Below are 26,779 nucleotides of genomic sequence, written 5' to 3'. Positions count from 1 at the left end.
TATGTCTACACAATTACGAATTTTTAAAGCCGATGCAGGGCTAAAGTGGTTAAAAGCCGGATGGCTTATTTTTAAAACCCAGCCAGCAACCTTTATCGCGATGTTTTTATTTATAGGTATATCTAACTTATTTTTTGCAATAGTGTTACCTCAAAAATTACAAGTACTTGCTTTATTGCCAATTTTGTTTTTAACAATCGGGTTTTATCGAGCCGCATTAACAAAACAGCAAGGTGGAAAAATTATCCTCTTTGATATTTTCAAAGCATTTTCAAGTACAGGAAATAGAATAGGTTTATTTCGCTTAGCATTAATTCAAATGAGTATTGCACTTTTGTTGGAGTTTTTAGCTAAAGTGTTATTTCTCCAGGCCGCAGCTGTTATCAATGATCCGAATACAGCTGTTATATTGAGTGATCCGAACATAACTATGCCTCAAATCACTCAATTATTTCAAAGTATTTTGAGTAGTATTCCGGTAATTAATATGATTTTATTTTTGACTGCTCTATTCGCTTACTTAGCTTCATTTGCTTACGCTGGGCCTTTGGTATATTTCAATAATGAACAAAGTATTTTAACGGCGCTTAAAAAATCGCTTATGGTGTTTTACTATAATATTTTACCCCTTAGCGTGTATGGGGTTATTTGTATTTTATTTATGGCGCTTTCGATGTTCTTATCGTTCTTACCACTGTTGATTTTAATGCCGATTTGCTACATTAGCTTTTTTGTATCTTATCAAGCCATTTTTATGCCTGTTGTACCACCGAGTGACGACATTAATGTTAAGCCACTTAGCAGTGAAACAAGCGGACGTTTTGACGCTTAATGGATGATAAATTAAAGCAAAAACTAAAAAACTATGTACTTTGGTTACTAGGGCGCCAAGAATATTCGCGTCGTGAGTTAACGCTCAAATTACAACAAAAAGAAGCGACAGAAGAGTTTATTGAAACGCTGCTTGATTGGTGCGAAAAGCACAATTTTATTAACGAGCAGCGATACTGTGAAGGCTTTGTAAGAAAACACATATTTAAATGCCACGGGCTTAAGCGAATACAAAGCGAAGCTATGGGCAAAGGGATTGATCGTTCGCTACTTGAATTGGTAGTTGAAGAGCTTGAAATAGATTGGTTTGAGCTTGCGCAGGATGCGTACAATAAAAAATATTCGAATACACCGCCAGATCTCGATTACAAAGATAAAGCTAAGCGCGTGCGCTACTTAATGTATCGGGGTTTTAGCTACGATGAAATTAATTTTGCAATGCAAGCACAGTAAATACAGGTGAGACTTTCAAATGCAGCACATGACTACCGCACAAATTAGGCAACAGTTTTTAGACTTTTTTGCCAGCAAGCAACATCAAATAGTACCTTCTAGCTCGCTTATACCGGGTAACGATGCCACGTTGTTATTTAATAATGCCGGCATGGTGCAATTTAAAGATGTATTTTTAGGCGCAGAAAGCCGCCCTTATACACGTGCGACAAGTTCGCAGCGCTGTGTACGTGCTGGCGGTAAGCATAACGATTTAGAAAACGTAGGCTACACTGCTCGCCACCATACATTTTTTGAAATGTTAGGTAACTTCAGCTTTGGCGATTACTTTAAGCAAGACGCGATTAAGTTTGCGTGGGAGTTTTTAACTGAGGTTGTTAAATTACCTCAAGAAAAACTGCTTGTTACTATTTATCACGATGATGAAGAAGCGTTTGAGTACTGGTCAAAAGATATTGGCTTAAGTGAAGATCGTATTATTCGTATTGCGACTTCAGATAATTTTTGGTCTATGGGCGATACCGGTCCATGTGGTCCGTGTTCTGAAATATTTTATGACCATGGTGAGCATATTTGGGGTGGACCTCCGGGCACTCCAGAGGAAGACGGCGACCGTTTCATCGAAATTTGGAACCTTGTATTTATGCAATACAACCGTCAAAGCGACGGTACAATGTTGCCTCTACCTAAGCAATCTGTTGATACGGGAATGGGCCTTGAGCGTATTTCTGCAATTTTGCAGGGCGTGCACTCAAACTACGAAATCGATTTATTCCAAGGCTTAATTGCAGCAGCTGCAAGTGTAACTAACGCGCAAGATATGGACGATAAGTCACTACGCGTAGTGGCGGATCATATTCGTTCGTGTGCGTTTTTAATCTCAGACGGTGTTATGCCATCTAACGAAGGGCGTGGTTATGTACTACGTCGTATTATTCGTCGTGCTGTGCGCCACGGTAATAAGCTAGGTGCACAAGGTTCGTTTTTCTATAAATTAGTTGCTGCGCTAATTGAGCAAATGGGTCAAGCGTACCCAGAGCTTGCTAAGCAACAAGAAATTATCGAAAAAGTATTACGCATTGAAGAAGAACAGTTTGGTAAAACACTTGAACGTGGCTTAGCTATTTTAGAAGAAAGCTTAAGTGACCTTAAAGGCGATATTATACCGGGCGACTTAGTATTTAAACTTTACGACACGTATGGTTTTCCAGCTGATTTAACGGCCGATGTTGCGCGTGAGCGCCAGATGACGATTGATCATCAAGGCTTTGAAGAATGCATGGCTGTACAACGTAAAACAGCGCAACAAGCGGGTAAGTTTGGTGCTGATTACAACGAGCAATTAAAATCAGAAAAGCTTACTGAGTTTAAAGGCTACGACAGCACACACCATAGCGCGACAGTGGTAGAAATTTTTGCCGGTGGCGAAGCTGTTCAGTTATTAGAAGATGGTCAACAAGGTATTGTAGTATTAGACCGCACACCGTTTTACGCTGAATCAGGCGGCCAAACGGGCGACACGGGTACTATTACAGTTGCTGGTGGCGAATTTAATGTTACTAATACCACTAAACTTGGTAATGCTTTTGCTCACCACGGTACTGTGCAAGGTCGCATTGGTGTTAACGATAAAGTGGATGCGACTATTGATAATGCACGCCGCGATAGCATTAAGAAAAACCACACAGCTACACACATTTTACACGAAGCACTACGCCAATTATTAGGCGACCATGTAGGCCAAAAAGGCTCACTTGTTCAGCCTGATCGTTTACGTTTTGACTTTTCGCACTTTGAAGCGGTTACTAAAGATGAGCTACGTGAAATTGAGCGTGTAGTTAATGACGAAATTCGTCGTAACTTTGCACTTAATACTGAGCTTATGGCTATTGATGATGCTAAAGCGAAAGGTGCTATGGCGTTGTTTGGCGAAAAGTATGATGACGAAGTGCGTGTAGTTACTATTGGCGACTACTCTATTGAGCTTTGTGGTGGTACTCACGTTGAGCGCGCAGGCGATATTGGTTTATTCAAAATAGTATCTGAAAGCGGTATTGCAGCAGGCGTTCGCCGTATTGAAGCGGTAACTGGTGCTGATGCAGTTGCTTATGTTAGCGAGCAAGAGCAACAATTACATGATGTAGCTGCTTTAGTTAAAGGCGATAGCGCATCGGTACTTGAAAAAGTAACCGCGTTACTTGAAAAGTCTAAAGGTCTTGAAAAGCAAATTGCGCAACTTAACGATAAGTTAGCAAGTGCAGCGGGTGCATCTTTACTTGATTCGATTGTTGAAATTAACGGCGTTAAGCTACTTGTAGCAAATGTTGAAGGTACTGAATCTAAAGCACTGCGCGGTATGGTTGATGACCTTAAAAACAAAATTGGCTCAGGTGTTATTGCCCTCGGTGTTGCCAGTGGCGACAAAGTAAGCCTAATTGCTGGTGTAACTAAAGACTTAACAGGCAAAGTAAAAGCCGGTGAGTTAGTTAACCACATGGCAGGCCAAGTAGGTGGAAAAGGTGGCGGTCGTCCAGATATGGCACAAGCCGGTGGTAGTGAGCCACAAAACCTTGCTGCTGCACTAGATAGCGTTACAGCTTGGTTAACTGAGCGTACTTAAGCCTAAGTGGCGCTTATTGTTCAAAAATTCGGTGGCACTTCGGTCGGCTCAATAGAGCGAATTGAAGCGGTCGCCGACCTTGTTGTAAAAACCAGACAACAAGGACATCAAGTGGTTGTGGTGCTCTCGGCTATGTCGGGAGAAACCAACCGCTTAATTAATCTCGCCAAACAAATTGATACTCGCCCGAGTAGCCGTGAACTAGATGTACTTATTAGCACCGGAGAGCAGGTTTCTGTATCACTACTTGCTATGGCCATTATAAAACGTGGCCACTCTGCTGTGAGCCTATTAGCCGATCAAGTCAATATTTTAACCGATAACATGTTTGGTAAAGCTCGTATTGCAGAGGTTGCTGCTACGCGTTTGAAGCATGAGCTTGAGCATAATCGTATTGCTATTATTGCTGGGTTTCAGGGGCGTGATGTTGAGGGCAATATTACAACGCTTGGGCGCGGCGGCACCGATACATCGGCTGTAGAAATAGCAGCGGCTATAAAAGCTGACGAATGCCAGATCTATACAGACGTTGACGGCGTATATACTACAGATCCTCGTGTTGAACCTAACGCGCGCAGAATGAGCCAAGTTACCTTTGCCGAAATGCTAGAGCTGGCAAGTTTAGGGGCGAAAGTTTTGCATATTCGCTCAGTAGAAGCCGCAGGAAAACATAATGTGCCACTTAGGGTGCTTTCGAGCTTTAATCCCGATGAAGGTACATTAATAAGTTTTGAGGAGAACGATATGCCAAGCAAGGTTGTATCGGGGATTGCGTTTAATCGTGACGAATGTTTAATTAAGGTACAAGGTGTGCCAACGGGCACGCAATATCTTTCAAAAATATTGAAACTTTTTGCCGAAAATGGCATCGAAATAGATATGATTAATCAAGTTAATCATAACTTTGAAAAAATAGACTATGCTTTTACTGTGCACTCGAATGATTATCTGCAAGCACTTGAATTATTGAGTGAAGATCAAGCTCAGCTCAGTGCTCAAAATATAAGCGGATTGCAAGCAGTAGCTAAAGTTTCTGCTGTTGGCATGGGTATGAAATCACATTCTGGTGTCGCTAGTTTATTTTTTGATGCATTAGCGCAGGAAAATATTAATGTGGTTTTAGTCTCGACTTCAGAGATTAAAATTTCAGTTTTAATAGATGAAAAGTACTTAGAGTTGGCTGTTCGTGCATTACACAAGGCATTTTTAACAGAAAATGGATAGATTGCGAGTTTTTACTTACTTTTCAGTCTAATTTTCATTAGTATGTTTAAGCGGAATCTTATAATTTTTATTGGAACATGGGAGCAAGAGAATGCTAATACTAACTCGTAGAGTAGGTGAAACCCTAATGATTGGTGACGAAGTAACAGTTACTGTTCTAGGTGTTAAAGGAAATCAAGTTCGAATCGGTGTTAATGCACCAAAAGACGTATCAGTGCATCGTGAAGAGATTTACATGCGCATACAAGCTGAAAAGTCGAACCCTAATCCGGGCAATGCTTAATCAACACGTATACGTAGTTGAGTAATTAACTCAACTAGACTAAAAGCCACTCACTGAGTGGCTTTTTTGTTTATAAAAGCGAGTGTTTCAGGATTAAGTATTTGTTTTGATATGTACTGCATACCACTTTTATTTTTAATAATAATACCTTGCTGGGTGTCTATTACTTCGCTTATATTTTGCCATTCTAATTGATAGCTTTTGTAATGATTAGAAGATTTAATACCTTCTTCGTCAAAGGTAAGTGTTACCTCAGAGCCTGATGCTCTGCTGAGCATTTGTCTGGTTACCCACCATGGTCTGCGATAGTAAAAAGCGACGCACTCGAGTACCGCTAACATGATCATGAACGATCCTAAGTAATGATCGTCTAAAACATAAATGCCAAATAAACCAAGCGCAACTAACAACACAAGTAAAAAGTATTTAGGTTTTGCACGCTTACTATAAGGGAGTGACTCATCAAAACACTCGTAAAAGTAGGATTTATCTAATGTGTAGGTGGTTGTGAATGCCATTTTGCCTTGCTTTAAATATCGTTTTTTTTATTTTAACAAGCTAACTGCTAAATGAGCAGCTTTATAGTTAGTGATTTTATTACTGGCACAAAAAAACGGCTCGAAAGCCGTTTTTTTAGCGGTACAAGAAGAATTAACAGTTAGTTTCTTCAGCGTTCACGCCTTCTTTAACATTTTCACATGCATCTTCAACAGAGTTTTGCACGTCAGTTACTGCTTCGTCGATACGTTCGCCAGCATCTTCTGCATGGTTGTCTTCACAACCCATCATGAAAAAACCTGCAAATACTGCGATTAGTGCTGCTTTTAAAGTTGTAGAGTTCATAGTGTAATTCCTTGTAAGTATTAATTAAATTTTAGTGTTTGTCAGTTGAATGCTTTATCTACCTGGGTGATTTACCACGTAGTGCACCTGAAACTAATGAAATCACTAAAAGTACTAAAAAGATAAAAAATATAATTTTTGCTATACCAGCTGCGGCACCTGCGATGCCACCAAAACCTAACACTGCAGCGATTAAAGCAATAACTAAAAATGTAATTGTCCAGCGTAACATTGTTTTCTCCTTGGTTATCAAATTTGCTCATAATAACTAATGCCAGTTATATGCCAAAGTTTATTTTGTATAAATATCAATTGCTTATGGTTTTTTGCTGTTATTCTAGTTATTAGTTGGTTAGTAACTTTTACGCTTTGTTATGTAAGTTATTCACACTGTTGCAAATAACTGCTAAATGTTCACTAAATAGACTTATTTTGGTAAGACCAATTAACAAGTGGTGTGTGGCTTTGCATTTTATATTAAGAATTAGTGTTTATTTTTACTTAGCTTGATAGTTAATTAACAACTTCCATATAACTATTAGCTATAGTCGTTATTTCTTGTATGTATTGTAGAGCGCGTGATTGCTGAGTTATAGCATGTAAATTAATTGAGTGTTATGTTGTTTATTGTTTAATTGGTTTTACCAATTTACAAGATGTAGACAAAGCGATTAGTTTTGTTATTATCCAGTGAATAAATATTTAATTAAATCGATTTTTTATTTTCGATATGGGTTTCAAGGGGAGAAAAATGGATATAGGTGCTCTACTCACAACGGCTGGTAACTTAATGCTTACTGGCATGGTTGGGGTGTTTGTATTTCTGTCGATATTAATTGGTGCAGTAACGCTTATGTCTAATTTGGTGACGCGCTTTAGCGAACCTGACGTGGCGACACCAGTTAAATCACCATCTTTTAAATCTCAAGGTGTGCCTAATGAGCACATCGCTGCTATTAGTGCTGCCATTGCTCAGTACAAATCAAATAATAAATAAGGGGCACACACATGGCTAAATTAAAATTAACAGAATTGGTATTACGCGATGCTCACCAATCATTATTAGCAACGCGTATGCGCCTAGACGATATGCTACCGATTGCTAGCAAATTAGACGATGCGGGTTATTGGTCTATTGAATCGTGGGGCGGTGCTACATTTGACTCGTGTATTCGTTATTTAGGCGAAGATCCTTGGGAGCGTATTCGTGCACTTAAAAAAGCGATGCCTAATACTAAACAGCAAATGCTATTACGCGGTCAAAACTTATTAGGTTACCGCCATTACGCTGATGACGTAGTTGAAAAGTTTGTAGAACGTGCACATAAAAATGGCGTTGATGTATTTCGTATATTTGATGCAATGAACGATGTTCGCAATCTAGAAACAGCTATTAAAGCGGCTGTAAAAGTAGGCGCTCACGCTCAAGGTACTATTTCGTACACAGTTAGCCCAGTTCATACACTTGATATGTGGCTAACTCTTGCAAAGCAGCTTGAAGATATGGGTTGTCACTCAATTTGTATTAAAGATATGGCGGGTTTATTAAAGCCGTACGATGCTGAAAAACTAATTAAAGCACTTAAAGAAGCTGTATCTATTCCAATTGCTATGCAGTGCCACGCTACAACAGGTTTAAGTACTGCTACTTACCAAAAAGCAATTGATGCTGGTATTGATATGCTCGATACCGCTATTTCATCAATGAGTATGACTTATGGACATTCCGCAACTGAAACTATTGTATCGATAGTTGAAGGGACTGAGCGTGATACTGAGCTTGATTTAAACCACCTAGAAGAAATTGCTGCTTACTTTAGAGATGTACGTAAAAAATATGCGGCATTTGAAGGTAGCTTAAAAGGGGTTGATGGGCGCATTTTATTAGCTCAAGTACCTGGTGGCATGCTTACAAACATGGAAAACCAACTTAAAGAGCAAGGCGCAGCCGATAAGCTTAATGAGGTTTTACTTGAGATCCCACGTGTACGTGAAGATCTTGGCTTTTTACCTTTAGTAACACCAACGTCGCAAATTGTTGGCACTCAAGCGGTACTTAATGTGCTAACGGGTGAGCGTTATAAAACAATTACTAAAGAAACTGCTGGCGTATTAAAAGGTGAATATGGCTTAACACCAGCACCAATGAATAAAGAGCTACAAGAGCGCGTGCTTGATGGAGCGGAAGTTATTACTTGTCGCCCTGCTGATAACATTGCACCTGAGCTTGCAACGCTTGAAGGTGAGTTATTAAAAGAAGCACAAGAGCAAGGTTTAACACTTGCTGATGATCAAATTGATGACGTATTAACTTATGCATTATTCCCACAAGTTGGTTTGAAGTTTATTAAAAACCGCAACAACCCAGATGCATTTGAGCCAGTACCTTCTGTTGAAGATAAAAGCAGTAAAGCACCTTCTAAATCAGTTTCCAATAATAACAAAGTGAAGGCTGAGCAATACAGCGTAAAAGTAGATGGTAAAGTTTATGACGTAGTAGTAGCGCAAGGTGGTGAACTTAAGGAAGTAACATTAAAAGACTCTGAGCACATTCCTCAGTCTGCCTCGGTTGCATCAGGTGAAACACTTAACGCGCCTCTAGCCGGTAATATTTTTAAGATTAAAGTAAAAGCTGGGCAAGTTGTTAACGAAGGCGATGTAGTGATTATTATGGAAGCCATGAAAATGGAAACTGAAATACGCGCTACGCATACCGGAACAATTGCTGAAGTGTTAGTTAGTGAAGGCGATGCTGTAACTACCGGCGACGCTATGATTGCATTAGCTTAGGAGTAAATAGAGGATGGAAGGTATTTTAAACCTCTGGAATGCGACAGGCATTGCTAACTTTACAATCCCATCGTTAATAATGATTGCGGTAGGGTGTTTATTACTGTTTTTAGCGATAGCTAAAGGCTTTGAACCACTATTATTACTACCTATTGGTTTTGGTGCAATTTTAACAAATGTACCAGTGGCAGGTTTGTCAGATCCAGGTGGGCTTTTGTACTACGTTTATTATGTGGGTATTGATACGGGGATTTTTCCGCTGTTGATATTTATGGGAGTAGGGGCGCTGACCGACTTTAGCGCACTTATTGCAAACCCACGTATGTTGTTATTAGGTGCGGCTGCACAGTTTGGTATTTTTGCTACATTGTTTGGCGCTATATTACTTAACTATGTGCCAGGTTTTGAATTTACTCTACAGGACGCATCGGCTATAGCCATTATAGGTGGTGCCGATGGGCCAACAGCAATATTTTTAGCATCAAAACTGGCACCTGATTTACTAGGCGCAATAGCAGTAGCTGCGTATTCATATATGGCACTTGTGCCAATTATTCAGCCGCCAATAATGCGTGCACTAACAACCCCAGAAGAACGTAAAATAAAAATGCCAGAGCTTCGCAAAGTATCTAAAAAGGAAAAGATTATTTTTCCACTTATGGTGCTTAGTTTAACGGCTATGTTTTTACCGGCTGCTATACCGCTGGTAGGTATGTTTTGTTTAGGTAACTTAATGCGGGAGTCGGGTGTTGTTGATAGATTAAGTAACAGTGCTCAAAACGAAATCATCAATGTTACAACTATATTTTTAGGCTTAGCTGTAGGTTCAAAGCTTGCTGCAGATAAGTTTTTAACTGTTGAGACGATTGGTATTTTAGTGCTTGGCGCACTGGCTTTTGCAATTGGTACGGCATCTGGCGTATTTATGGCAAAAGGACTTAACCGAATATCTAAAACGCCTATAAATCCATTAATTGGGGCGGCAGGTGTATCGGCTGTGCCAATGGCGGCACGAGTAGTTAATAAAGTTGGCCTTGAAAGTAACCCACATAACTTTTTACTTATGCATGCAATGGGACCCAACGTAGCGGGTGTACTTGGTAGTGCAGTTGCTGCGGGTATTTTATTAGCACTTGTTGGCTAAAAATGTAATTTAAAATAGATTAACCATTAAGCGCAGTTTACTGCGCTTTTTTTTGTTCTTAATTTCTTCGCCTCTTAATGGTTTCTTGTTCAGCACTTTTTGTTTACAGTAACAGCTCTTCAACATTTTAAGGATAGTTATCATGCTTCACACGCCTTTAGCAAAGCACTTGCCTCACGTTAGTAAACTTGTATTTGGATGTATGGGTCTGGGAGGCGGTTGGAATAAAGACGCAATCACTGATGCACATGTTAAGCAAGCTCATGAATGTATAGATAACGCCATTGAAGGTGGTATTAATTTTTTTGACCATGCTGATATTTATACTTTTGGTAAAGCAGAGCAGGTTTTTGGTAAAGCATTAAGTGAGCGGCCAGAGCTTAGAGAGCACATGTATATTCAATCTAAGTGTGGGATTCGATTTGAAGATGACTTAGGGCCAAAGCGTTATGATTTTTCATCAAAGTGGATTGAGCAGTCAGTTGAAGCATCATTAAAACGATTAAATACAGATTATTTAGACGTACTTATGCTGCATCGCCCTGATCCACTCATGGAAGTTAACGAGATTGCTCGTATATTTAGTTGCTTAAAAGAAAGCGGTAAAGTGCGCAATTTTGCAGTGTCTAATATGCAGCAGCACCAAATGAACTTTTTACAACATGCGCTTGATATGCCAATTGTGGCTAACCAAATTGAGGCTAGTTTACAAAAACATCAGTTTGTTGATGAAGGTGTATATGCCGGTAACAGTGACGGTAAAGATCTTAATTTTACGCCAGGTAGTATTGAGTACTGTCGCCATTTTGAAATCCAAATTCAAAGCTGGGGTAGTTTATGCCAAGGCTTGTACAGCGGTAGTGATTTATCAAACGCATCTCAGGCAGATATCAACACCAGTCTTTTAGTTAATAAGCTGGCTGCACTTTATGAAACCTCTGCTGAGGCAATTGTACTTGCATGGTTGCTTCGCCATCCCGCATCTATTCAGCCAATTATTGGAACAACTAATGCTAAACGGATTAAAGCCTCTTGTGATGCTGTAAACGTAGAGCTAACTCGTGAGCATTGGTATGCACTTTATGTAAGCGCTAAAGGCCACGAATTACCATAAGTAGGGCGTTAATATGAACATATTCGTTATTTTAATTGGTTTGTTTGTTGCGCTGGCAATACTTATACCCTTGCTTGAAAAGTATCAGAGTAAAATGGGACTTGATGGTGCAACCAAATACAGCAAATATATTTGGCCGTTAGTGATGGTATCTTTAGTTATTCAGCTAATTTATGTATTAATGAGTTAATATGTTACTTGGCTAATCACATACAAAAAAGCCTTTGCAGGTTAAACCTGCAAAGGCTTTTTTAATGTTTATTAATAAACTTTATTTAAGTGCAACTTGTAGTTCGCGGTTGCGCTCAAGTTGGGCAATAAAGTTATCAGCAATAGGTTTAAACTTAGCAAGTTCTGAGCGAGGTAATGGCTCTGACTTAGGAAGCTTTACAGTTTTAGGGTTACGGTGAACGCCATTTACTAAAAATTCGTAGTGTAAATGTGCGCCAGTAACACGACCTGTAGACCCTACAGTACCAATTTGTTGGCCCTGTTTAACTTTTTGGCCAGTTTTAACTAGTTTCTTATTTAGGTGTAAGTACTTAGTTACATATTGTGTGCCATGGCTAATAAATACATAGTTACCGTTGTATTTGCTGTAACCCGCTTTAATTACTTTACCATTACCTGATGAAACCACTGGTGTGCCGGTGCGCGCAGCAAAGTCGATACCACGATGCGCTCTAACTTGCCCAGTAACTGGGTGTAAGCGGCGAGGGTTAAAGCTCGAACTAATATATTTAAAGTTTACTGGTGCACGTAAAAATGCTTTTTTCATGCTACGCCCTTCTGGCGTATAAAAATTGCCGTCGGTATGGCGAATAGCAGCAAAGCGCTGACCTTGGTTTACAAATTCAGCTGCAATAATTTTACCGGTACCAATAAACTCGCCATCAACATAATGAGATTCGTAAATTAAGCCAAATACATCGCCTTTACGAATGTCGTTTGCAAAATCAACATCCCAACCAAATATGTCAGCAAAGTTCATTATTTGGCGTTCGCTTAAACCTGCTGCAATTGCTGAAGTCCAAAAGTTATTAGATATTTCGCCGCCAGCGGTTTTGGTTAGCGTTTCAATTTCTTTGCTATCAATAGCTGTATCGTAGTTACCTTCTTCGTTTAAGGTAACAAATAAAGTATCTGTTTTTGAAATCACATAACGCAGTTGAGCTAAAGAGCCATCTTCAGCTGTTGCAAAACTAAGTATTTCACCTGGGTGAATTTTAGTCAGTTTGCGAGTCTCTGCATTAGTGTTAATTAGTTTATGAAGCGTTTGAGCCGAAAAACCAGCACGCTTAAAGATAATTGCTAAATTGTCGCCATTTTTAACTTTATGATCGACAAAGTCGTATTCTGGTAACTTTTCTGCTGCTTGCTCTGAATTTAACTCAGTTAATTTTTCGTTGTTATCAACTTTAACTTGTAACTCATAGCGCTTACCAATTTCTAGTGCATTTGCACTATTGTCTTTGGATGCAGTGGCTTTTTCAGAAGGAAGAAAGGCTAAGCCAACAATAGCAGAAACCAAACCTAGAATAAGCAATTTGTGTTTTTTGGGGAGCGTGTGAACCACGTGAACCATAACGTGCCTTTTTCTGCTGTCAAGATAATAAATACATAATATTGCAGGATATACTTAATAATGTACGAATACTAGTGTTTTGTAGATTTAAACTGACCTTAAACTACGCTAAAATCGGGCTTAGAAAGCCTTTTTTAACGCTCTACCTAGCTAAGACTCAATTGATTTAGTTTAGTTGCATGAATCACTTAAAAAGTTGTTTTAATTAGGTAGAAATTTGTTATGTTAGCTACATCTATTTATTCGGTTTAAACCTTTATTAAACCGTGACTACGCAAGTAACTAGTCGCCCCTTCGTCGGCAGAATTTTGGAGTAATACACAGTGGATTTACAAACCGCTCTAGCAGAGATAAAACGCGGTGCAGAAGAAATATTAATTGAAGACGAACTAGTTGAAAAACTAAAGTCGGGCAAGAAGCTAAAAATAAAAGCAGGCTTTGATCCTACAGCGCCTGATTTACACTTAGGACACACTGTACTAATTAATAAAATGAAAACCTTTCAGGATTTAGGTCATGAGGTTATTTTCTTAATTGGTGACTTTACTGGCATGATTGGTGACCCAACGGGGAAAAACGTAACGCGTAAACCACTTACTCGTGAAGATGTACTGGCCAATGCCGAAACATATAAAGAACAAGTATTCAAAATTCTAGATCCTGCTAAAACCACTGTTGCATTTAACTCTACTTGGATGGAAAAGTTAGGCGCTGCAGGCATGATTAAACTTGCTGCAAACCAAACCGTAGCACGTATGCTTGAACGTGATGACTTTAAAAAGCGTTATGGAAGCGGCCAACCAATTGCAATTCATGAGTTTTTATATCCACTGGTACAAGGTTGGGATTCGGTTGCACTAGAGTCAGATGTTGAACTAGGTGGAACTGATCAGCGCTTTAATTTGTTAATGGGCCGTGAGCTACAAAAAGTAGAAGGTCAAAAGCCGCAAACAGTATTAATGATGCCATTACTTGAAGGTACTGACGGCGTTCAAAAAATGTCTAAGTCGCTTGGTAATTACATTGGTATTACTGATGCGCCTAACGATATGTTTGGTAAAATAATGTCAATTAGTGATGTGCTAATGTGGCGTTACTACGACTTATTAAGTGCGCTTTCTATTGAAGAAATTGCAGCTCAAAAAGAACGTGTTGAGCAAGGTACGAATCCGCGCGATATTAAAATTGAACTAGCTAAAGAGCTAATTGCTCGTTTTCATAGTGAAGCTGATGCACAAGGTGCACATGATGATTTTATTCAGCGTTTTCAGAAAAAAGCGTTACCAGATGAAATCCCAGAGCTAACAATCACTATTACAGAAGATACTATTTTAATTGCTAACTTGCTTAAAGAAGCAAATTTAGTAGTAAGTACATCAGAAGCAATGCGTATGATTAAGCAAGGTGCAGTTAAACTTAACGGTGAAGATAAAATCACTGATACCAAACTTGAAATAGCAAAAGGCACAACGGCTATTTACCAAGTAGGTAAACGTAAGTTTGCAAACATCACTGTAGCTTAAGCACAGTTTAAAAACTAAAAAACCAGCCTCGGCTGGTTTTTTTGTGCTCGTATTTTGAGCCCTTTAAATCAATTTTAATATTTCAATGCTGGCTATTACTAACAACCAAAATACACGGGCCTGATTTAACCTATTAATTATTACAGGTACATCCTCGGGTGTAGGTAGTCTATCAGTGCCAATACGCATTTTATTAAAGCGAGTACCTAAATAAACTGCAGGCCCGCCCAGCTGCACGCCAAGTGATGCAGAACATGTGCTTAAGAGCCAGCCTGTATTTGTTTGATAAAAATGCCTGCCATAATGCTTTATATAATGCATGCTTTGTTTGCTTGCTCGACTTGCTGCAATAGTTAAAGCGAGTAAGCGCATCGGAATGTATTCAATAATAAACAAGAGTGTTTTAAGCGGTTTTAAAAAGTAACTATTTGGGGGGATATCACTACGCCATGCTTGTTGTATTAAGGTAAGTAACCGATAGGCAAGGGCAGCAATAGGACCAAATGCTAAAAATATAAATATGACTACGAAATAGTATCGAGCAGTGCGCAGTATTAAGCTCTCAGTTAATGCTTTGATAATACCAGCAGATGAAAGTCTATTAACTTCACGGGCAAGCAGTGGCTTTAGTAATTCGCGTGCTGTGGATTTTTGTTTTTGTTTAGTTAACTTTGCAATGCGAAGTGCTTTTTTATCAATGCTCTTACTTTCTAGGCATAAATATAAAATAAGACCTGCGAGTAATTCAGGGTAAAAAGCAAACTCGAGTAGTAACACTACAATAATGAGAATGACACTTAAAATAAGTGAGCTTGCGAGTATAGCTGCCAAATATTGATAGCTTTTAGGTTCTTTGCTTTTGTATATACGTTTGCCGATAGCACTAAAAACAGCATTTAACGCCGTATTAGGATGATACCAGCTAATAAGGGGAATAAAGCGCTCAGCAAGGAGCGCTAGTATAAAGGCAATAAAGTCCAAGTGATTTTGAACAATATTGCTAAGCATTTACAAAGATACTGCTGTAAGTTTTTCTAAAAGTGCAACAACCATTTTAGATGAGTTGATTGATGCTGTTTCTAGGTATTCTTCAAATGATTGTGGTGACTCTTTACCAGCAATATCAGACATTGAGCGAATTACAACAAATGGTGTGTTTAGCGTAAAACACGTTTGTGCAATTGAAGCGCCTTCCATTTCAACAGCAAGCATTGTAGGAAAATCACTACGTGCTTTATCAATGCGTATAGGGTCACACATAAATGTGTCACCAGTACAAATTAAGCCAACGAGTGTTTTAACATCACTGATTTGTTCGATAGTTTGCTGTGCTGCTTCAACTAATTTAGGGTGTGCTGCAAAGCCTGCCGGCATTTGTGGTACTTGGCCAATTTCGTAGCCAAAAGCAGTTACGTCTACATCGTGGTGACGTACTTCTGACGAAATTACTACATCGCCTACACTAAGAGAAGGATCGAATCCACCGGCTGAGCCTGTGTTAATTATGCAATCAGGTTTGAAGTTATCGATCAGTAAGGTAGTTGCAATAGTTGATGCGACTTTACCAATACCAGATTGAACAAGTGTCACCGTGTTACCAGCCAACTCGCCAGTATAAAAAGTGAAACCTGCTTTAGTTAAAATTTGTGGGTTTTGCATAGCTTCACGTAAAATTTTAACTTCTGGCTCCATTGCGCCAATAATACCAACATTCATAAAGTTTAATTCCTGAGTTTGAATCACCTGATTATACGTGAAGTTAGCAATAAAAAACAAAAAAGCGAGCTTGTTTATGAGCTCGCTTTAAATACTTTTTAGGAGAGTATTTAATTCGTTTTTTAAATTTCAGCTAACGCGGTGGTTTGCGCTTTAGCTTGAGAAGGTGAAAGTACCGCTGGCTTATGTGAGCGATTACGAACAGGGCGCTGAGTTTGTGTTGCTGCAGGCTTACCAAGTTTAAACATAATTGCATCGCGTACTTCAGAAGGACGGTAGCCCGATTTAACTTTCATACGAATATGTGGAATGCCCGCAGACTCTAGTGCACCGTTTACAAACCAGTCGCGTTGAGCTTTGTGGCCATCTTTGTTGGCATTGTTAACTAGGTCAACAGCAGCAATGATTGTTAGTTTTTCTTTGTCGATTAAAACAAAGTCGAGTTGCTTATTTTTAGCTTTAGCTAAAGCAGCACGTTTAGACTTTACTGAAAGGCCTTGCTTACAGTCAATAACGTCGATTAACTTAACACGACTAACAATTTTATATTGATCGCCAACAGCACGCTCTAGAAGATTTAAAAAAGCGCCTTCAACCTGCGTAAAAACAGTTTGCTTGCGAGTAAAAGGATACGGGTTTCCGCCATCGTCATTAAATTTTGACGCAACAACAGAGGCCCCGACAACTAATACTAGGATTAATAATAAAGCGAATTCCATACGGTAACTCCATAACAACAAATTGACACTGCTCAAATAAAGCAATTTACGTGCCTAAAAAGTATGGGTTATAAAATAATTACCGACTGGTATACAAGCAATAGCTACACAGCGATTAAGCTTTGTAGCCTCCTTTAATACCTTTTACTGCAATAGCAACAGCATCGTGTGCATGCAGTGACTCATAGTGGTTTATTTGCAGCCAATAATCACTGTAATTGTTTGCCTCTAGCAGTGCTTTAATTTTACGCGCTGCATCTTCACAAAACATAAGGTTTTGACCATTCAAACGGGCAAATTCTTGCTCGTCTTCACGTTTTACTGCTGCTTGTACTGGTGTTTTAAGCTCAGCTTCAAGGGTGTTAATTAGCGTAACTACGTCAAATTCTTGAATGTTGCTATCAAGCTTTACTTTTACGTTGGCAATAGAGCGCTGCGAGTGGGGAGTAGCTACAATGCCTTGTGTAGTGCCTAGCCATTCGTGCACATCTTTTTGGCTTAAGGTTTCTTGGTTAAACTTTTCGTTAAACGCGTTTTGTATAAGCTGGCGCGCAAGTGCAGCAGAGCATGGGCACGTTGAAGAATAAGTAACATCTACGGTTAGCTCGTAGCTAATAACGTTATTTTCAATTGTACTGGTAAGTACAACGGGGTAGCTTTTCCAGCCCGCTTTACCACTTAATAGTGACTTACGGCGTAGCGGTAATTCAAATTTAAATTCAATTTGTGCTTTATCGCTCAGCCCTTCGTGGCTAGTTATAAAGGTATCGAGTGCCTGCGCTATCGTTTGCGGATTGACTTGCTGCTCGGTTGAAAGCAGATCAAGTGCCAAAAATAGACGTGACATATGAATGCCTTTGGCATCTTCTTTATGTAAATTTACAAATGCACGAGCTTTGGCGTTTACTGTAACTGGAGATAAGTCTCGGGATTCAAAAATAAATGGCAGTTCTATTTCGCCCATGCCAACCCAGTCTAATTTACCTGTTTGTAAAGCGGGTGCAGTGTCTGCTATATCTGGCATATTGGTTTGCATGTGCGCTACTCGTATTTTGGGGATAATAAAGTGGGGCATTTTACACTAAATAATTTATTGCTGAAATGATGAGTTTAATAGATGAGCTAAATCAAACATGAAAAATTCTGTTTTTATCGCACAACGTGAGTAGTGGTAGGAGAAAAATGCTAAAATCTGGGAAAATGGTATGTTTGTACATACGCATTGCCTTCTTTATATTAAGTACACAGCTAAGAGATAAAATTACGTATGACCGATTATTCTTTGAGCCCTTGGGCTCGGGTACTTTCCAGCTCAATAACGCGATTTGGTGAATTTAAAACCGCTGCTATTTGTTACACTTTATTTTTAACTGTATCTCTTATTTTATCGAGCATGTTTTATTATGTGGCGATAGGCGAATTACACCTGGTTGATATTTTAGCCGTGGTGTTTTTTACGGCTGTGGTTTCTCCTTTAATTATAAGTGTGTTGCTTAATTCAATTCGACAACTAGATGCCTCATATGCTTATTTAGATAGCGCCACCAAACAAGAAAAGCTTTTAAATCAAACCCTAAAAGATAACATTAACCGTCTAAACATCGAAATTGATGAGCGTAAAATGGCATTTCATGCCAAGCACCGCGCTATCGAAGAACTACGACGAGAAATTGCTGAGCGTAAAAAAACACAACAAGAACTTGCTCAACAAAGCATGCTGCAGCGCTCAATAGTAGATTCATCTCCTGATTTGTTTTATTACCGCGATAATAATGGCGTGTTTGCTGGTTGTAATAAAATGTTTGAAGAAGTAATGGGCAAATCAAGTAGCGAACTAATTGGCAAAACGGTTGAGCAAATATTTCCTAGTCACTTTTTATCTGAAGTTTTGAAAACCGATAAAGAAGTAGAGCAAAGCCATAAAGCGCTGACTATTGATGTGGGTTATGAGGTGAATGGTGAAATGCGTTGGTTCGAGCTGCGTAAATTGCCTTTTATAAATGATGACGGTGACTATATTGGTTTACTGGGCTTTGGTCGTGATATCACAAGTCGTAAGGAGGCCGCTCAAGCGCTCGAAACGGCCTATAAAGACAAAGGTAAGTTTATTGCTACATTAAGCCATGAACTTCGAACACCGCTTAATGGTATTGTTGGTTTAACACGAATGCTGCTTGATACTGACTTAAACAAACAGCAGCGTAGTTGGGGTAATACTATATTTTCAAGTGCTGAAACGCTCGGTAATATTTTTAACGATATTATTGATTTAGACAAAATAGATAGAGATCAGCTCGATATAGTGACCAACTCTATTAACGTGTCAGACTTTATAAATGACGTTGTTAACTTTGCGGGCTTAATCGCGGAGCAAAAAGAGCTAGAGTTTGATATTAAGCGCAATGGGATGCTGGATATTTACGCACAGCTCGACCCAACTCGCTTACGCCAAGTTGTTTGGAACTTAATTAATAACGCCGTTAAGTTTACACAGCAAGGAAAGGTAACTCTTGAATGTAGCCGAGAGAATAGAGTTGAAGGCCCGTGGTTAGTTATTAAAGTATCGGATACCGGGCAAGGTATTCCGCCAGAGCAGCTTGCTCATATATTTGATATGTATTACAAGGCGCCAGACTTAAACGGGACTAACGCTATAGGCTCAGGTATTGGTTTAGCTGTAACTAAGGCGCTTGTAAGTGCAATGAAAGGAATAATTACAGTAAATAGTACTGAGGGCGAAGGGAGCTGCTTTACAGTGCAGATACCGCTTAGTTTATGTGTAGCACCAACAGAGCAAAGTTATGTTGGTCGTGGTTTGTATATTTTACTAGTAGAAGATGTACCTCTTAACGCCGAAATTGCTACAAACTTATTAGAGCAACGCGGGCATGAGGTGTTGTGGGCTGAAACCGGTGAAGATGCACTCTCGTTCGTCGAAACCGAAGATGACTTAGATTTAGTATTACTTGATATGCAATTGCCTGATATAAATGGTGACGTAGTTGCCAAACAAATACGCTCAGACAGTCACTTTGATAAATTACCCATTGTAGCTCTGACCGCCAATGTTCGTAGTGCTGAAGAAGAGCTTGAAGGTATATCAATACAAGGAGCGCTTGCCAAACCAATTAACACAGTGAAGCTTGATAAAATGCTGGCCGATTTATTTGGAATTAAGCAAAGTGAATGCACAGAGCCACTGTTAAAAGTAAGTGAAGAAGCCCTTAAAGGCATTGATGCACACTTATTAGATATAGAAACAATAGAAGACTTTGTCAATTCAATGGGCTTAGTTGTGTTTAGACGCAGTAGTCAGCTATTCGAAAAGCTAAGTCCACAATATCAGCAAGAGTTACTTACTTCATTAAATACTGGTGATAGAGAAGAGTATGAATCAGTAGCGCATAAACTCAAAGGTGCGGCTGGCTCAGTAGGTCTTAATGATGTGCAGCTTCATGCCAAAATAATGGAACATGGTGCGATTGATGAATCTGATGAGGTGTTAAAGCAGTGGTTAGATATTCTGGCAGATAAAATAAATGAAGGACAAAAAGCCCTTCATTTATTTTTACAGCAATTAGAGTGAAACTAATTAGCTCTAATTAAGCGTCAATTTTACCAATGAAACGGTAACCTTCACCATGGATGGTGCTGATTAACTCAGACGTTGAGTTATCACTTTCAAAATGCTTACGAATGCGACGAATAGTAACGTCAACAGTACGGTCATTTGCGCGAAGCTCACGGCCTGTCATATGCTTAATTAATTGCTCACGGCTGAAAATGCGACCTGGAGAATCAAGCATTAAACGAAGTGCTCTGTACTCACCTTTAGGTAAACGCTTAGCGTCGCCATTTGGAGAAGTAAGACAACGGCTGTTTTCATCAAGTTCCCAACCATTAAACGTAATAACACCATTTGTTTCTAGTGCTGACTCTTCACCACCTAAGGCAGTACGAGTAATAAGGTTGCGAGCTCTGATAGTTAATTCACGCGGGTTGAACGGTTTAGTAACGTAGTCATCTGCGCCAATTTCAAGACCTAAAATACGGTCAACATCGTTATCACGACCAGTTAGGAATATAAGACCTACTTTACGCTTTTGGCGTAATTCACGGGCTAAAATAAGACCGTTTTTACCAGGAAGGTTGATATCCATAACTACAAGATTAACGTCATCGTTATTTGTAAGCTTGTCATGCATATCATCGCCATCAATGGCTTCAATAACTTTGTACCCTTCAGCTTCAAATAAACTAACTAGGTTCAGTCGAGTTACGTCTTCATCTTCTACGATTAGAATGACTGGCGTTTGCATTATTAATTAACCTTTTGGAATATATTATTTATAAAAAATCGGTGACTAATTTATAACCGATTACTAGAGATTATAGGATTATACCCATTTGTTAACAAGGAAAAAACAAATTGGATAAAAATAAAACAGTAGGGTGTCCAAAGTCTGCTAAAAAGGACAGTGCAAAAACTACTGTTTAATTGATATATACATGGATGTAGCTATTTGAATCATAAAGTCGAAGCCATTTTCCTTTGATAATTGACATATCATTCAATTAAACAAGGTACTTAAAATAATCAGACTAATTCAAAGCAAAACTATATCACTTTTTAACCTTTCATCAATGTATGTGATACAGCAAAGATAAAAAAGTTCATAAATCGCTTGGTAATATTTATTTAAAGCAATTAAATAATGTTACGCACTTATCACATGCCTCATTAATGAGGTCATTAAATGCTAATTCAAGGATAAATTTTAAATATATGCACTTTTTAATAGTCTTTATTTAAGGAATAGTAATTATAAAGCGAGCACCGCGTTTTTCTTCAAGATCAAACATCACTCTTCCGCCAAGTGCTTGTGTTACTAGGTTATAAACTAAGTGCATGCCTAAGCCACTTGCGCCTTGCCCGCGCTTTGAAGTTACAAATGGGTCAAAAATTCTATTTTTAATATTTTTGTCAACGCCCTGACCATTGTCAGAATAAACGATTGTTAATTTTTTCCCGACGAGTTCTACGTCAAAGCGAATTTCATTGTTTTCTTTACCTACAAATCCATGAATTACAGAGTTCATAAGTAACTGCTGAAAAACTTGTTGTAGAGGTTCAGATTTACTATGAATAGCCAAGTCGGTCAGACAGTTGATAGTGACAACAGGCTTTTTGGGCAATAATTCAGATTGAATAGATGTTAAAACATCACTTATTAATTTGTGCACATTAATATAGGTATTTACACCGTCATCTTGAATAACCGCTACTTTTTTAAAGTTAGATATAAGGTCAGCTGCACGATTTAAGTTGCGGTAAATTAAATCTAAGTTTTCAATACCTTCATCTATAAAGCGTTTTAGATGGCTTGAGGTCAGTTTTTTGTCATCAAAGCTTTGCTGTATGTCTGCTAGTTTATCTCTAAGTAACGTAGAACCTGTAATACCTAGCCCTATTGGTGTGTTAACTTCATGGGCAACACCTGCAACCATTTGCCCTAAAGATGCCATTTTTTCGTTTTCAACAATTTGTGTTTGGTATTGATGCATCCGCTCAAGAGTTGATAAAAGCTCTTGATTTGCCTCTCTAAGGGCGATTGTTCGTTGGTTTACTTTTTCTTCAAGGCTTAGGTTTAGTTGTTTGATTTCTTGCTTATCTTTTTCGTGGCGTTCAAGTTGTTTTTTTGTACGCGTAAGCATGATATTTAAACTATTTGAAAGAGCACTTATTTCTTTTACATCAGTTACTGGTGCGCGTGCATCGTAGTTATGATTTTTAGACACATTCTGCAATAACATGCTTAATTGCTCTATTGGCTTAGCTATACGTCGTTGAACTTTAATAGCAATAAAGTAAACAACCGCCAGAATTAATAATGTTAATAACACGTCTATTAATATTTTTCTCTCAATATAAACCTCTAAACTCTCGAGGCTTCCTCGCATATACACATAACCTACTACTTGTTCGTTATCGTAAATAGGGCGGGTTAGCTCAATATGGTCACTGGTAATTCGTGGTGTTTTTAGCTCTTCTACACTGTCTATTCTCAGTGGCACAGGAGGTGTTTTTTTAGCATTAAAGCTAATAAAGAAAACAGGCTTTTGGGATGCTTTTTCTATTGAGTAAATATGTATGTTTTTTACAAGAGGGATCTTTTCAAATGACTTAAGGCGTTTTTCTTCTGTTTTACGATCATCTTCAATTACCGATTGCCCAGCATCAAAAGCTACAATTTCAGAAAGAATAACAAGCTTATTAACTATTAATTGCTTTTGTTCTTTCACGCTTAAATACGTAGAGATAGAAATAGATAACGATAAGCAAATAGCTGTAATAAGCATGATCAAATTAATGAGTGCTTTTCGAATGCTACTTTGATGAACTTTTTTAGGCATTATTTCATTATCGCCTGAGTTAAATTTAATTATTTAGAGTTTTAGTTTAGCAAAGACGTGGAAAAATGAAGGAAAAAAAACTAAATTAATTCTTATATTTATTCGAAAGTTAGCTTGAGCACGTTTGTGCTCAATCATTTTACAAATTTAAATTAGCTGCTATATACAGCAAATTTATTGTTCTTAAATACAGTTTGATAGCTTTCAAACTGAGTTTCTAAAATAGGCGGGTACTTTAAAAAGCTGTTAGCAACAATATTTAGCTTCCCTAATTTAGTTAAATGCTGTTTTGCATTAGCTAAAAATGTTTCTGCTACTGTGTAGTCGGTTGCAATACCAGTATGAAAAGGTGGATTGCTAATAATTAAATCAAACTTGCCATTAATGCTTTTAAGGCCGTCACTTAATATAGCCTCACCATTGATGTTGTTAAGCTTTAGGGTTTGCTGTGTTGCATAAGTTGCCAGCGCACTTACATCACTACACACAAACTCAAGTGCTGGATTATGAAGCCCTAAAAAAGTTGCTATTAAACCTGCGCCACAACCAAAGTCGAGAACTTTGCCTTGCTTAATTGTCGGTGCGTTTTCCAGTAGAACTTTCGTTCCTATATCTAAACTACCGTGATTAAACACTCCAGGAACGCTAATAGCTGTAAATTCAGTGTCGGCAACATTAACAACAAACTTTTTATGGTAAGTCGTAATATCAAAGTGAGGGTGCTTAGAAATTTCAGCAAATGAGTAAAGAACGCAGTGCTTAGCTGAATCAATCTTGTTACTAAACTCAGCTTTACCAGCTAGTTGCTTTTCAATTGACTTAACACCACTTTTGTTTTCGCCTACCACTAATAGTTCGGCATCATCAGTAATAGCAGATCGAATATTATCAAGTGCCATTAATAACTCTGGTTTTGATTTAGGGTAGTAAAGAATAACTAAATCGTAGTCGTTACCAGGTATTGTGTGGCTTACATGAACATCAACATCTTTGGTGTTTTTAGCAAACTCTCCGTTAGCATGATTGTAGCTAAACGCAGTTACTTTGCTTTGCGGATTAAGTTTTTTAAGCTCTGTTAAAAAGCCATCTTGAACAAAGTTGACCACCAAGATAGATTTTCCCGTTAGTGCCTCGCTATTACGAAGTAACAGTAAACTTGGGTTGGTTAGTACGCTCATAAATGGCTTTGCCTTACAGTATATTTAGTTTTAAAAAGTAAAAGTGAGTAATTAAATTTAATTATTCTGTGCGCTCAAACATTAAATCCCACACGCCATGACCTAGGCGATGTCCGCGCTGCTCAAACTTAGTAAGCGGGCGTAAATCTGGACGAGGAACATAATCATTTGTTTCTGATTGGTTTTTAAAACCAGGAGCTACATTCATTACTTCGAGCATGTGCTCTGCGTAGTTTTCCCAGTCTGTTGCCATATGAAAAACGCCACCCATTTTAAGTTGGGCTCTTAGCTTTTCAACAAACTCAGTTTGTACAATACGGCGTTTGTGGTGACGCTTTTTATGCCAAGGGTCAGGGAAAAATAGTTGTAGTGTTGTTAAGCTTTCATTAGGTATGCAATCTGCAAGTACTTCAACTGCATCGTGTTCAAAAATACGTAAGTTGGTAATGCCTGCTTCATCGGCATCCATTAAACAAGCACCAACGCCAGGGCGATGTACTTCAATACCGATAAAGTTTAGGTGAGGGGCATTTGTTGCCATTTCGACAAGCGACTTACCCATACCAAAACCAATTTCTACTACTACATCGTTGTTGTTGCCAAAAACTTCGCTTAAATCAAGCATACCGTTTTTATGCTCTAGGCCCATTGTTGGCCAGCATTTTTCGATTGCAGCGGCTTGGCCTTTGGTTAATCGACCTTCGCGTTTTACAAAACTGCGAATGGTGCGGATGTATTTACCTTCTTGCTTAGCTTGCTCAAGGTTAGTGTTGCTTGATTCACTCATATTATTGGCCTGACAAAAACAATGTGTTTAAAAATGGTTGCATATTATCCCTGACCGAGGCCGCAATCACAAGTATTAGCTGGTTTTACACCCCGTATAGCTTGATCTTTTTGTTAACTGCAATAGACTGAGCCGCCATTGGGCATCAGTAAAAGTTAAAAATGTTGGATTTAAATAAAGAACAGTCACACTGGTTTTCTAATCATGTTGTTGATTGGTATCACCTTCATGGGCGTAAAACACTCCCGTGGCAGCTAGGTAAAACACCTTATAAAGTGTGGGTGTCTGAAGTGATGCTGCAGCAAACCCAAGTTATTACTGTTATTCCATACTTTGAAAAGTTTATGCAAAGCTTTCCAGATATTATCGCTTTAGCTGATGCGGATGAAGACTTAGTTTTGCATCACTGGACTGGCTTAGGGTATTACGCTCGTGCGCGTAACTTACACAAAACAGCTAAAATAGTGCGTGACAAATACCAAGGTGAGTTTCCGAAAACACTCGATGAAGTAATGGATTTACCAGGAATAGGGCGCTCTACTGCAGGGGCTGTTTTATCATTGTCGCTTGGGCAGCATCACCCTATTTTAGATGGGAACGTGAAGCGAGTTTTAGCGCGCTATTTTATGATTGAGGGCTGGTACGGCGTTAAAAAGGTCGAAAACCAGCTTTGGCATTTATCAGAGCAGTTAACGCCTAAAGATAATGTTACTGAGTTTAATCAAGCTATGATGGATTTAGGGTCGAGCGTTTGCTCACGCAGCCGGTTTGATTGCGAGGCTTGCCCATTAAACTCAGGCTGTGGTGCTTTTAATGCAGGTAAAGTAAAAGAGTTTCCACATTCTAAACCTAAAAAAGCAGTTCCTAAAAAGAGTTGTCATCAGTTAATTATTCAGTGTGGTGATAAAGTGCTTATGGAAAAACGTCCTAACAGCGGTATTTGGGGCGGATTGTTTGGCTTTTTTGAATTTAATGAGTACGAAGAGCTTCAAATATTTTTAGCTCAGCAAGGCCTGGAGGCTAGTTTAGTAGAGCTTGAAGCGTTTATTCATGTGTTTTCACATTTTGAATTGAGGATTAACCCGTATGTACTTAATGTTAAGAAAACTCCTGATGTGGTAAACGATAAGCAATTAATCTGGTATCCGCTTGATCAATCAATAGAGGTTGGTCTAGCAGCGCCAACTAAAAAGTTGGTTAAACAAATTACAGCAATAGTATAGAATAGCTCCATATTTAGCGTTAGAGAGAATCAATCATGGCACGTACAGTATTTTGTCAAAAGTTACAAAAAGAAGCCGAAGGGCTTGGCTTTCAGTTATACCCTGGTGAAATTGGTGAAAAGATTTTTAATAACATCTCTAAAGAAGCGTGGGCTCAGTGGCAACATAAACAAACAATGCTTATTAACGAAAAGCATTTAAATATGATGGACCCAGAACACCGCACATTTTTAGAAGAGCAAATGGTTGGTTTTTTGTTTGAAAACAAAGATGTAGAAATTGAAGGTTATCGACCGCCTGAAAAGTAATGTTTTAAACATAAAAAAGGGCTA

Annotated in this window: 26 protein-coding genes; 14 read left to right on the top strand and 12 right to left on the bottom strand. The window is 38.7% G+C overall.

Annotated elements, in window-relative coordinates; translation table 11 throughout:
- The first annotated feature begins 1 nt into the window (after position 1).
- From AC5NT5_RS14155 to csrA, 5 genes are all read left to right on the top strand, one after another.
- The gene (locus AC5NT5_RS14155; RefSeq protein ID WP_494513926.1) at positions 2-832 is read left to right on the top strand and encodes a BPSS1780 family membrane protein; all 831 of its coding nucleotides are present in this window, start codon (positions 2-4) and stop codon (positions 830-832) included.
- Positions 832-1,284 carry a regulatory protein RecX gene (locus AC5NT5_RS14150; RefSeq protein WP_494513927.1) on the top strand — a complete coding sequence of 151 codons (453 nt, stop codon included), beginning with the start codon at positions 832-834 and terminating at the stop codon, positions 1,282-1,284. The genes AC5NT5_RS14155 and AC5NT5_RS14150 overlap by 1 nt, the downstream gene beginning before the upstream one ends.
- A gap of 19 nt (positions 1,285-1,303) precedes the next feature.
- Positions 1,304-3,904 carry an alanine--tRNA ligase gene (gene alaS / locus AC5NT5_RS14145; protein WP_138489622.1) on the top strand — a complete coding sequence of 867 codons (2,601 nt, stop codon included), beginning with the start codon at positions 1,304-1,306 and terminating at the stop codon, positions 3,902-3,904.
- A 6-nt stretch (positions 3,905-3,910) separates the two neighbouring features.
- On the top strand, positions 3,911-5,128 hold the full coding sequence (locus AC5NT5_RS14140) for an aspartate kinase (RefSeq protein WP_024597680.1): 1,218 nt from the start codon (positions 3,911-3,913) through the stop codon (positions 5,126-5,128).
- Between the two features lie 91 nt (positions 5,129-5,219).
- Positions 5,220-5,411: a carbon storage regulator CsrA gene (gene csrA, locus AC5NT5_RS14135; protein WP_004587515.1), complete on the top strand. Its 192-nt coding sequence runs from the start codon at positions 5,220-5,222 to the stop codon at positions 5,409-5,411.
- A 50-nt stretch (positions 5,412-5,461) separates the two neighbouring features.
- Here csrA and AC5NT5_RS14130 read toward each other — a convergent pair whose 3' ends face one another.
- The 3 genes from AC5NT5_RS14130 to AC5NT5_RS14120 form a co-directional block, all read right to left on the bottom strand.
- Entirely contained in the window at positions 5,462-5,929 is a 468-nt protein-coding gene (locus tag AC5NT5_RS14130) for a YcxB family protein (RefSeq protein WP_154903637.1), read from the bottom strand.
- A 133-nt stretch (positions 5,930-6,062) separates the two neighbouring features.
- Complete coding sequence (locus tag AC5NT5_RS14125; RefSeq protein WP_002961938.1) at positions 6,063-6,254, bottom strand: hypothetical protein; 192 nt, start codon at positions 6,252-6,254, stop codon at positions 6,063-6,065.
- Between the two features lie 58 nt (positions 6,255-6,312).
- Positions 6,313-6,486, bottom strand: a complete 174-nt coding sequence (locus AC5NT5_RS14120; protein WP_002961939.1) for a DUF1328 domain-containing protein — start codon at positions 6,484-6,486, stop codon at positions 6,313-6,315.
- Positions 6,487-7,005: 519 nt separating this feature from the next.
- On the opposite strand from AC5NT5_RS14120, the gene AC5NT5_RS14115 reads away from it, so the two are divergent.
- The 5 genes from AC5NT5_RS14115 to AC5NT5_RS14095 all read left to right on the top strand — a co-directional run bounded on the left by AC5NT5_RS14115 (position 7,006) and on the right by AC5NT5_RS14095 (position 11,492).
- Positions 7,006-7,251 (top strand): OadG family protein, encoded by a 246-nt coding sequence (locus tag AC5NT5_RS14115; protein ID WP_002961940.1) that lies wholly within the window; start codon positions 7,006-7,008, stop codon positions 7,249-7,251.
- An 11-nt stretch (positions 7,252-7,262) separates the two neighbouring features.
- Positions 7,263-9,044 (top strand): sodium-extruding oxaloacetate decarboxylase subunit alpha, encoded by a 1,782-nt coding sequence (oadA, locus tag AC5NT5_RS14110; RefSeq protein WP_494513928.1) that lies wholly within the window; start codon positions 7,263-7,265, stop codon positions 9,042-9,044.
- 13 nt (positions 9,045-9,057) lie between these two features.
- On the top strand, positions 9,058-10,188 hold the full coding sequence (locus tag AC5NT5_RS14105) for a sodium ion-translocating decarboxylase subunit beta (RefSeq protein ID WP_002961942.1): 1,131 nt from the start codon (positions 9,058-9,060) through the stop codon (positions 10,186-10,188).
- Positions 10,189-10,330: 142 nt separating this feature from the next.
- Positions 10,331-11,302 (top strand): aldo/keto reductase, encoded by a 972-nt coding sequence (locus AC5NT5_RS14100; protein ID WP_024604017.1) that lies wholly within the window; start codon positions 10,331-10,333, stop codon positions 11,300-11,302.
- 13 nt (positions 11,303-11,315) lie between these two features.
- The gene (locus AC5NT5_RS14095) at positions 11,316-11,492 is read left to right on the top strand and encodes a hypothetical protein (RefSeq protein ID WP_494513929.1); all 177 of its coding nucleotides are present in this window, start codon (positions 11,316-11,318) and stop codon (positions 11,490-11,492) included.
- Positions 11,493-11,573: 81 nt separating this feature from the next.
- Here AC5NT5_RS14095 and AC5NT5_RS14090 read toward each other — a convergent pair whose 3' ends face one another.
- Complete coding sequence (locus AC5NT5_RS14090) at positions 11,574-12,887, bottom strand: peptidoglycan DD-metalloendopeptidase family protein (protein ID WP_494513930.1); 1,314 nt, start codon at positions 12,885-12,887, stop codon at positions 11,574-11,576.
- 323 nt (positions 12,888-13,210) lie between these two features.
- Between AC5NT5_RS14090 and tyrS the strand changes: the two genes are divergently transcribed.
- On the top strand, positions 13,211-14,410 hold the full coding sequence (gene tyrS, locus AC5NT5_RS14085) for a tyrosine--tRNA ligase (protein ID WP_494513931.1): 1,200 nt from the start codon (positions 13,211-13,213) through the stop codon (positions 14,408-14,410).
- 63 nt (positions 14,411-14,473) lie between these two features.
- On the opposite strand, the gene AC5NT5_RS14080 is transcribed toward tyrS, so the two are convergent.
- From AC5NT5_RS14080 to folE2, 4 genes are all read right to left on the bottom strand, one after another.
- Positions 14,474-15,418: a cobalamin biosynthesis protein CobD/CbiB gene (locus tag AC5NT5_RS14080; RefSeq protein WP_494513932.1), complete on the bottom strand. Its 945-nt coding sequence runs from the start codon at positions 15,416-15,418 to the stop codon at positions 14,474-14,476.
- Positions 15,419-16,126 carry a 5'-methylthioadenosine/S-adenosylhomocysteine nucleosidase gene (gene mtnN / locus AC5NT5_RS14075; protein WP_024597687.1) on the bottom strand — a complete coding sequence of 236 codons (708 nt, stop codon included), beginning with the start codon at positions 16,124-16,126 and terminating at the stop codon, positions 15,419-15,421.
- Between the two features lie 122 nt (positions 16,127-16,248).
- Positions 16,249-16,845 (bottom strand): DUF2726 domain-containing protein, encoded by a 597-nt coding sequence (locus AC5NT5_RS14070; RefSeq protein WP_002962552.1) that lies wholly within the window; start codon positions 16,843-16,845, stop codon positions 16,249-16,251.
- Between the two features lie 115 nt (positions 16,846-16,960).
- A complete protein-coding gene (folE2, locus tag AC5NT5_RS14065) occupies positions 16,961-17,881 on the bottom strand; it encodes a GTP cyclohydrolase FolE2 (RefSeq protein WP_002962551.1) in 921 nt (306 codons plus the stop codon).
- A gap of 231 nt (positions 17,882-18,112) precedes the next feature.
- Between folE2 and arcB the strand changes: the two genes are divergently transcribed.
- Positions 18,113-20,431, top strand: coding sequence for an aerobic respiration two-component sensor histidine kinase ArcB (gene arcB / locus AC5NT5_RS14060; RefSeq protein ID WP_182671520.1), 2,319 nt, complete (start codon positions 18,113-18,115; stop codon positions 20,429-20,431).
- A 16-nt stretch (positions 20,432-20,447) separates the two neighbouring features.
- Here arcB and arcA read toward each other — a convergent pair whose 3' ends face one another.
- The 4 genes from arcA to trmB form a co-directional block, all read right to left on the bottom strand.
- On the bottom strand, positions 20,448-21,164 hold the full coding sequence (gene arcA / locus AC5NT5_RS14055) for a two-component system response regulator ArcA (protein ID WP_002962549.1): 717 nt from the start codon (positions 21,162-21,164) through the stop codon (positions 20,448-20,450).
- Positions 21,165-21,654: 490 nt separating this feature from the next.
- Positions 21,655-23,259, bottom strand: coding sequence for a sensor histidine kinase (locus AC5NT5_RS14050; protein WP_494513933.1), 1,605 nt, complete (start codon positions 23,257-23,259; stop codon positions 21,655-21,657).
- A gap of 152 nt (positions 23,260-23,411) precedes the next feature.
- Positions 23,412-24,437 (bottom strand): 16S rRNA (guanine(1207)-N(2))-methyltransferase RsmC, encoded by a 1,026-nt coding sequence (rsmC, locus tag AC5NT5_RS14045; protein WP_182673995.1) that lies wholly within the window; start codon positions 24,435-24,437, stop codon positions 23,412-23,414.
- A 61-nt stretch (positions 24,438-24,498) separates the two neighbouring features.
- Positions 24,499-25,224 carry a tRNA (guanosine(46)-N7)-methyltransferase TrmB gene (trmB, locus tag AC5NT5_RS14040; protein WP_007582957.1) on the bottom strand — a complete coding sequence of 242 codons (726 nt, stop codon included), beginning with the start codon at positions 25,222-25,224 and terminating at the stop codon, positions 24,499-24,501.
- A 161-nt stretch (positions 25,225-25,385) separates the two neighbouring features.
- Here trmB and mutY point away from each other — a divergent pair, with 161 nt between their 5' ends.
- Both mutY and AC5NT5_RS14030 read left to right on the top strand, forming a co-directional pair.
- Positions 25,386-26,447, top strand: coding sequence for an A/G-specific adenine glycosylase (gene mutY, locus AC5NT5_RS14035; RefSeq protein ID WP_182682385.1), 1,062 nt, complete (start codon positions 25,386-25,388; stop codon positions 26,445-26,447).
- Positions 26,448-26,482: 35 nt separating this feature from the next.
- Positions 26,483-26,755: an oxidative damage protection protein gene (locus AC5NT5_RS14030; protein WP_002962543.1), complete on the top strand. Its 273-nt coding sequence runs from the start codon at positions 26,483-26,485 to the stop codon at positions 26,753-26,755.
- The last annotated feature ends 24 nt before the right edge of the window (positions 26,756-26,779 follow it).

Source organism: Pseudoalteromonas sp. J2K-J599 (genome assembly GCF_059295115.2).
Note: the sequence above shows the minus strand (reverse complement) of the source record. Positions and strands in the feature narration are given on the sequence as shown.

Coding starts and splice junctions, on each gene's coding strand:
- AC5NT5_RS14155 (WP_494513926.1), top strand. CDS start 2: ATGTCTACACAATTACGAATTTTTAAAGCCGATGCAGGGCTAAAGTGG.
- AC5NT5_RS14150 (WP_494513927.1), top strand. CDS start 832: ATGGATGATAAATTAAAGCAAAAACTAAAAAACTATGTACTTTGGTTA.
- alaS (WP_138489622.1), top strand. CDS start 1,304: ATGCAGCACATGACTACCGCACAAATTAGGCAACAGTTTTTAGACTTT.
- csrA (WP_004587515.1), top strand. CDS start 5,220: ATGCTAATACTAACTCGTAGAGTAGGTGAAACCCTAATGATTGGTGAC.
- AC5NT5_RS14130 (WP_154903637.1), bottom strand. CDS start 5,929: ATGGCATTCACAACCACCTACACATTAGATAAATCCTACTTTTACGAG.
- AC5NT5_RS14125 (WP_002961938.1), bottom strand. CDS start 6,254: ATGAACTCTACAACTTTAAAAGCAGCACTAATCGCAGTATTTGCAGGT.
- AC5NT5_RS14120 (WP_002961939.1), bottom strand. CDS start 6,486: ATGTTACGCTGGACAATTACATTTTTAGTTATTGCTTTAATCGCTGCA.
- AC5NT5_RS14115 (WP_002961940.1), top strand. CDS start 7,006: ATGGATATAGGTGCTCTACTCACAACGGCTGGTAACTTAATGCTTACT.
- oadA (WP_494513928.1), top strand. CDS start 7,263: ATGGCTAAATTAAAATTAACAGAATTGGTATTACGCGATGCTCACCAA.
- AC5NT5_RS14105 (WP_002961942.1), top strand. CDS start 9,058: ATGGAAGGTATTTTAAACCTCTGGAATGCGACAGGCATTGCTAACTTT.
- AC5NT5_RS14100 (WP_024604017.1), top strand. CDS start 10,331: ATGCTTCACACGCCTTTAGCAAAGCACTTGCCTCACGTTAGTAAACTT.
- AC5NT5_RS14095 (WP_494513929.1), top strand. CDS start 11,316: ATGAACATATTCGTTATTTTAATTGGTTTGTTTGTTGCGCTGGCAATA.
- AC5NT5_RS14090 (WP_494513930.1), bottom strand. CDS start 12,887: ATGGTTCACGTGGTTCACACGCTCCCCAAAAAACACAAATTGCTTATT.
- AC5NT5_RS14080 (WP_494513932.1), bottom strand. CDS start 15,418: ATGCTTAGCAATATTGTTCAAAATCACTTGGACTTTATTGCCTTTATA.
- mtnN (WP_024597687.1), bottom strand. CDS start 16,126: ATGAATGTTGGTATTATTGGCGCAATGGAGCCAGAAGTTAAAATTTTA.
- AC5NT5_RS14070 (WP_002962552.1), bottom strand. CDS start 16,845: ATGGAATTCGCTTTATTATTAATCCTAGTATTAGTTGTCGGGGCCTCT.
- folE2 (WP_002962551.1), bottom strand. CDS start 17,881: ATGCAAACCAATATGCCAGATATAGCAGACACTGCACCCGCTTTACAA.
- arcB (WP_182671520.1), top strand. CDS start 18,113: ATGACCGATTATTCTTTGAGCCCTTGGGCTCGGGTACTTTCCAGCTCA.
- arcA (WP_002962549.1), bottom strand. CDS start 21,164: ATGCAAACGCCAGTCATTCTAATCGTAGAAGATGAAGACGTAACTCGA.
- AC5NT5_RS14050 (WP_494513933.1), bottom strand. CDS start 23,259: ATGCCTAAAAAAGTTCATCAAAGTAGCATTCGAAAAGCACTCATTAAT.
- rsmC (WP_182673995.1), bottom strand. CDS start 24,437: ATGAGCGTACTAACCAACCCAAGTTTACTGTTACTTCGTAATAGCGAG.
- trmB (WP_007582957.1), bottom strand. CDS start 25,224: ATGAGTGAATCAAGCAACACTAACCTTGAGCAAGCTAAGCAAGAAGGT.
- mutY (WP_182682385.1), top strand. CDS start 25,386: ATGTTGGATTTAAATAAAGAACAGTCACACTGGTTTTCTAATCATGTT.
- AC5NT5_RS14030 (WP_002962543.1), top strand. CDS start 26,483: ATGGCACGTACAGTATTTTGTCAAAAGTTACAAAAAGAAGCCGAAGGG.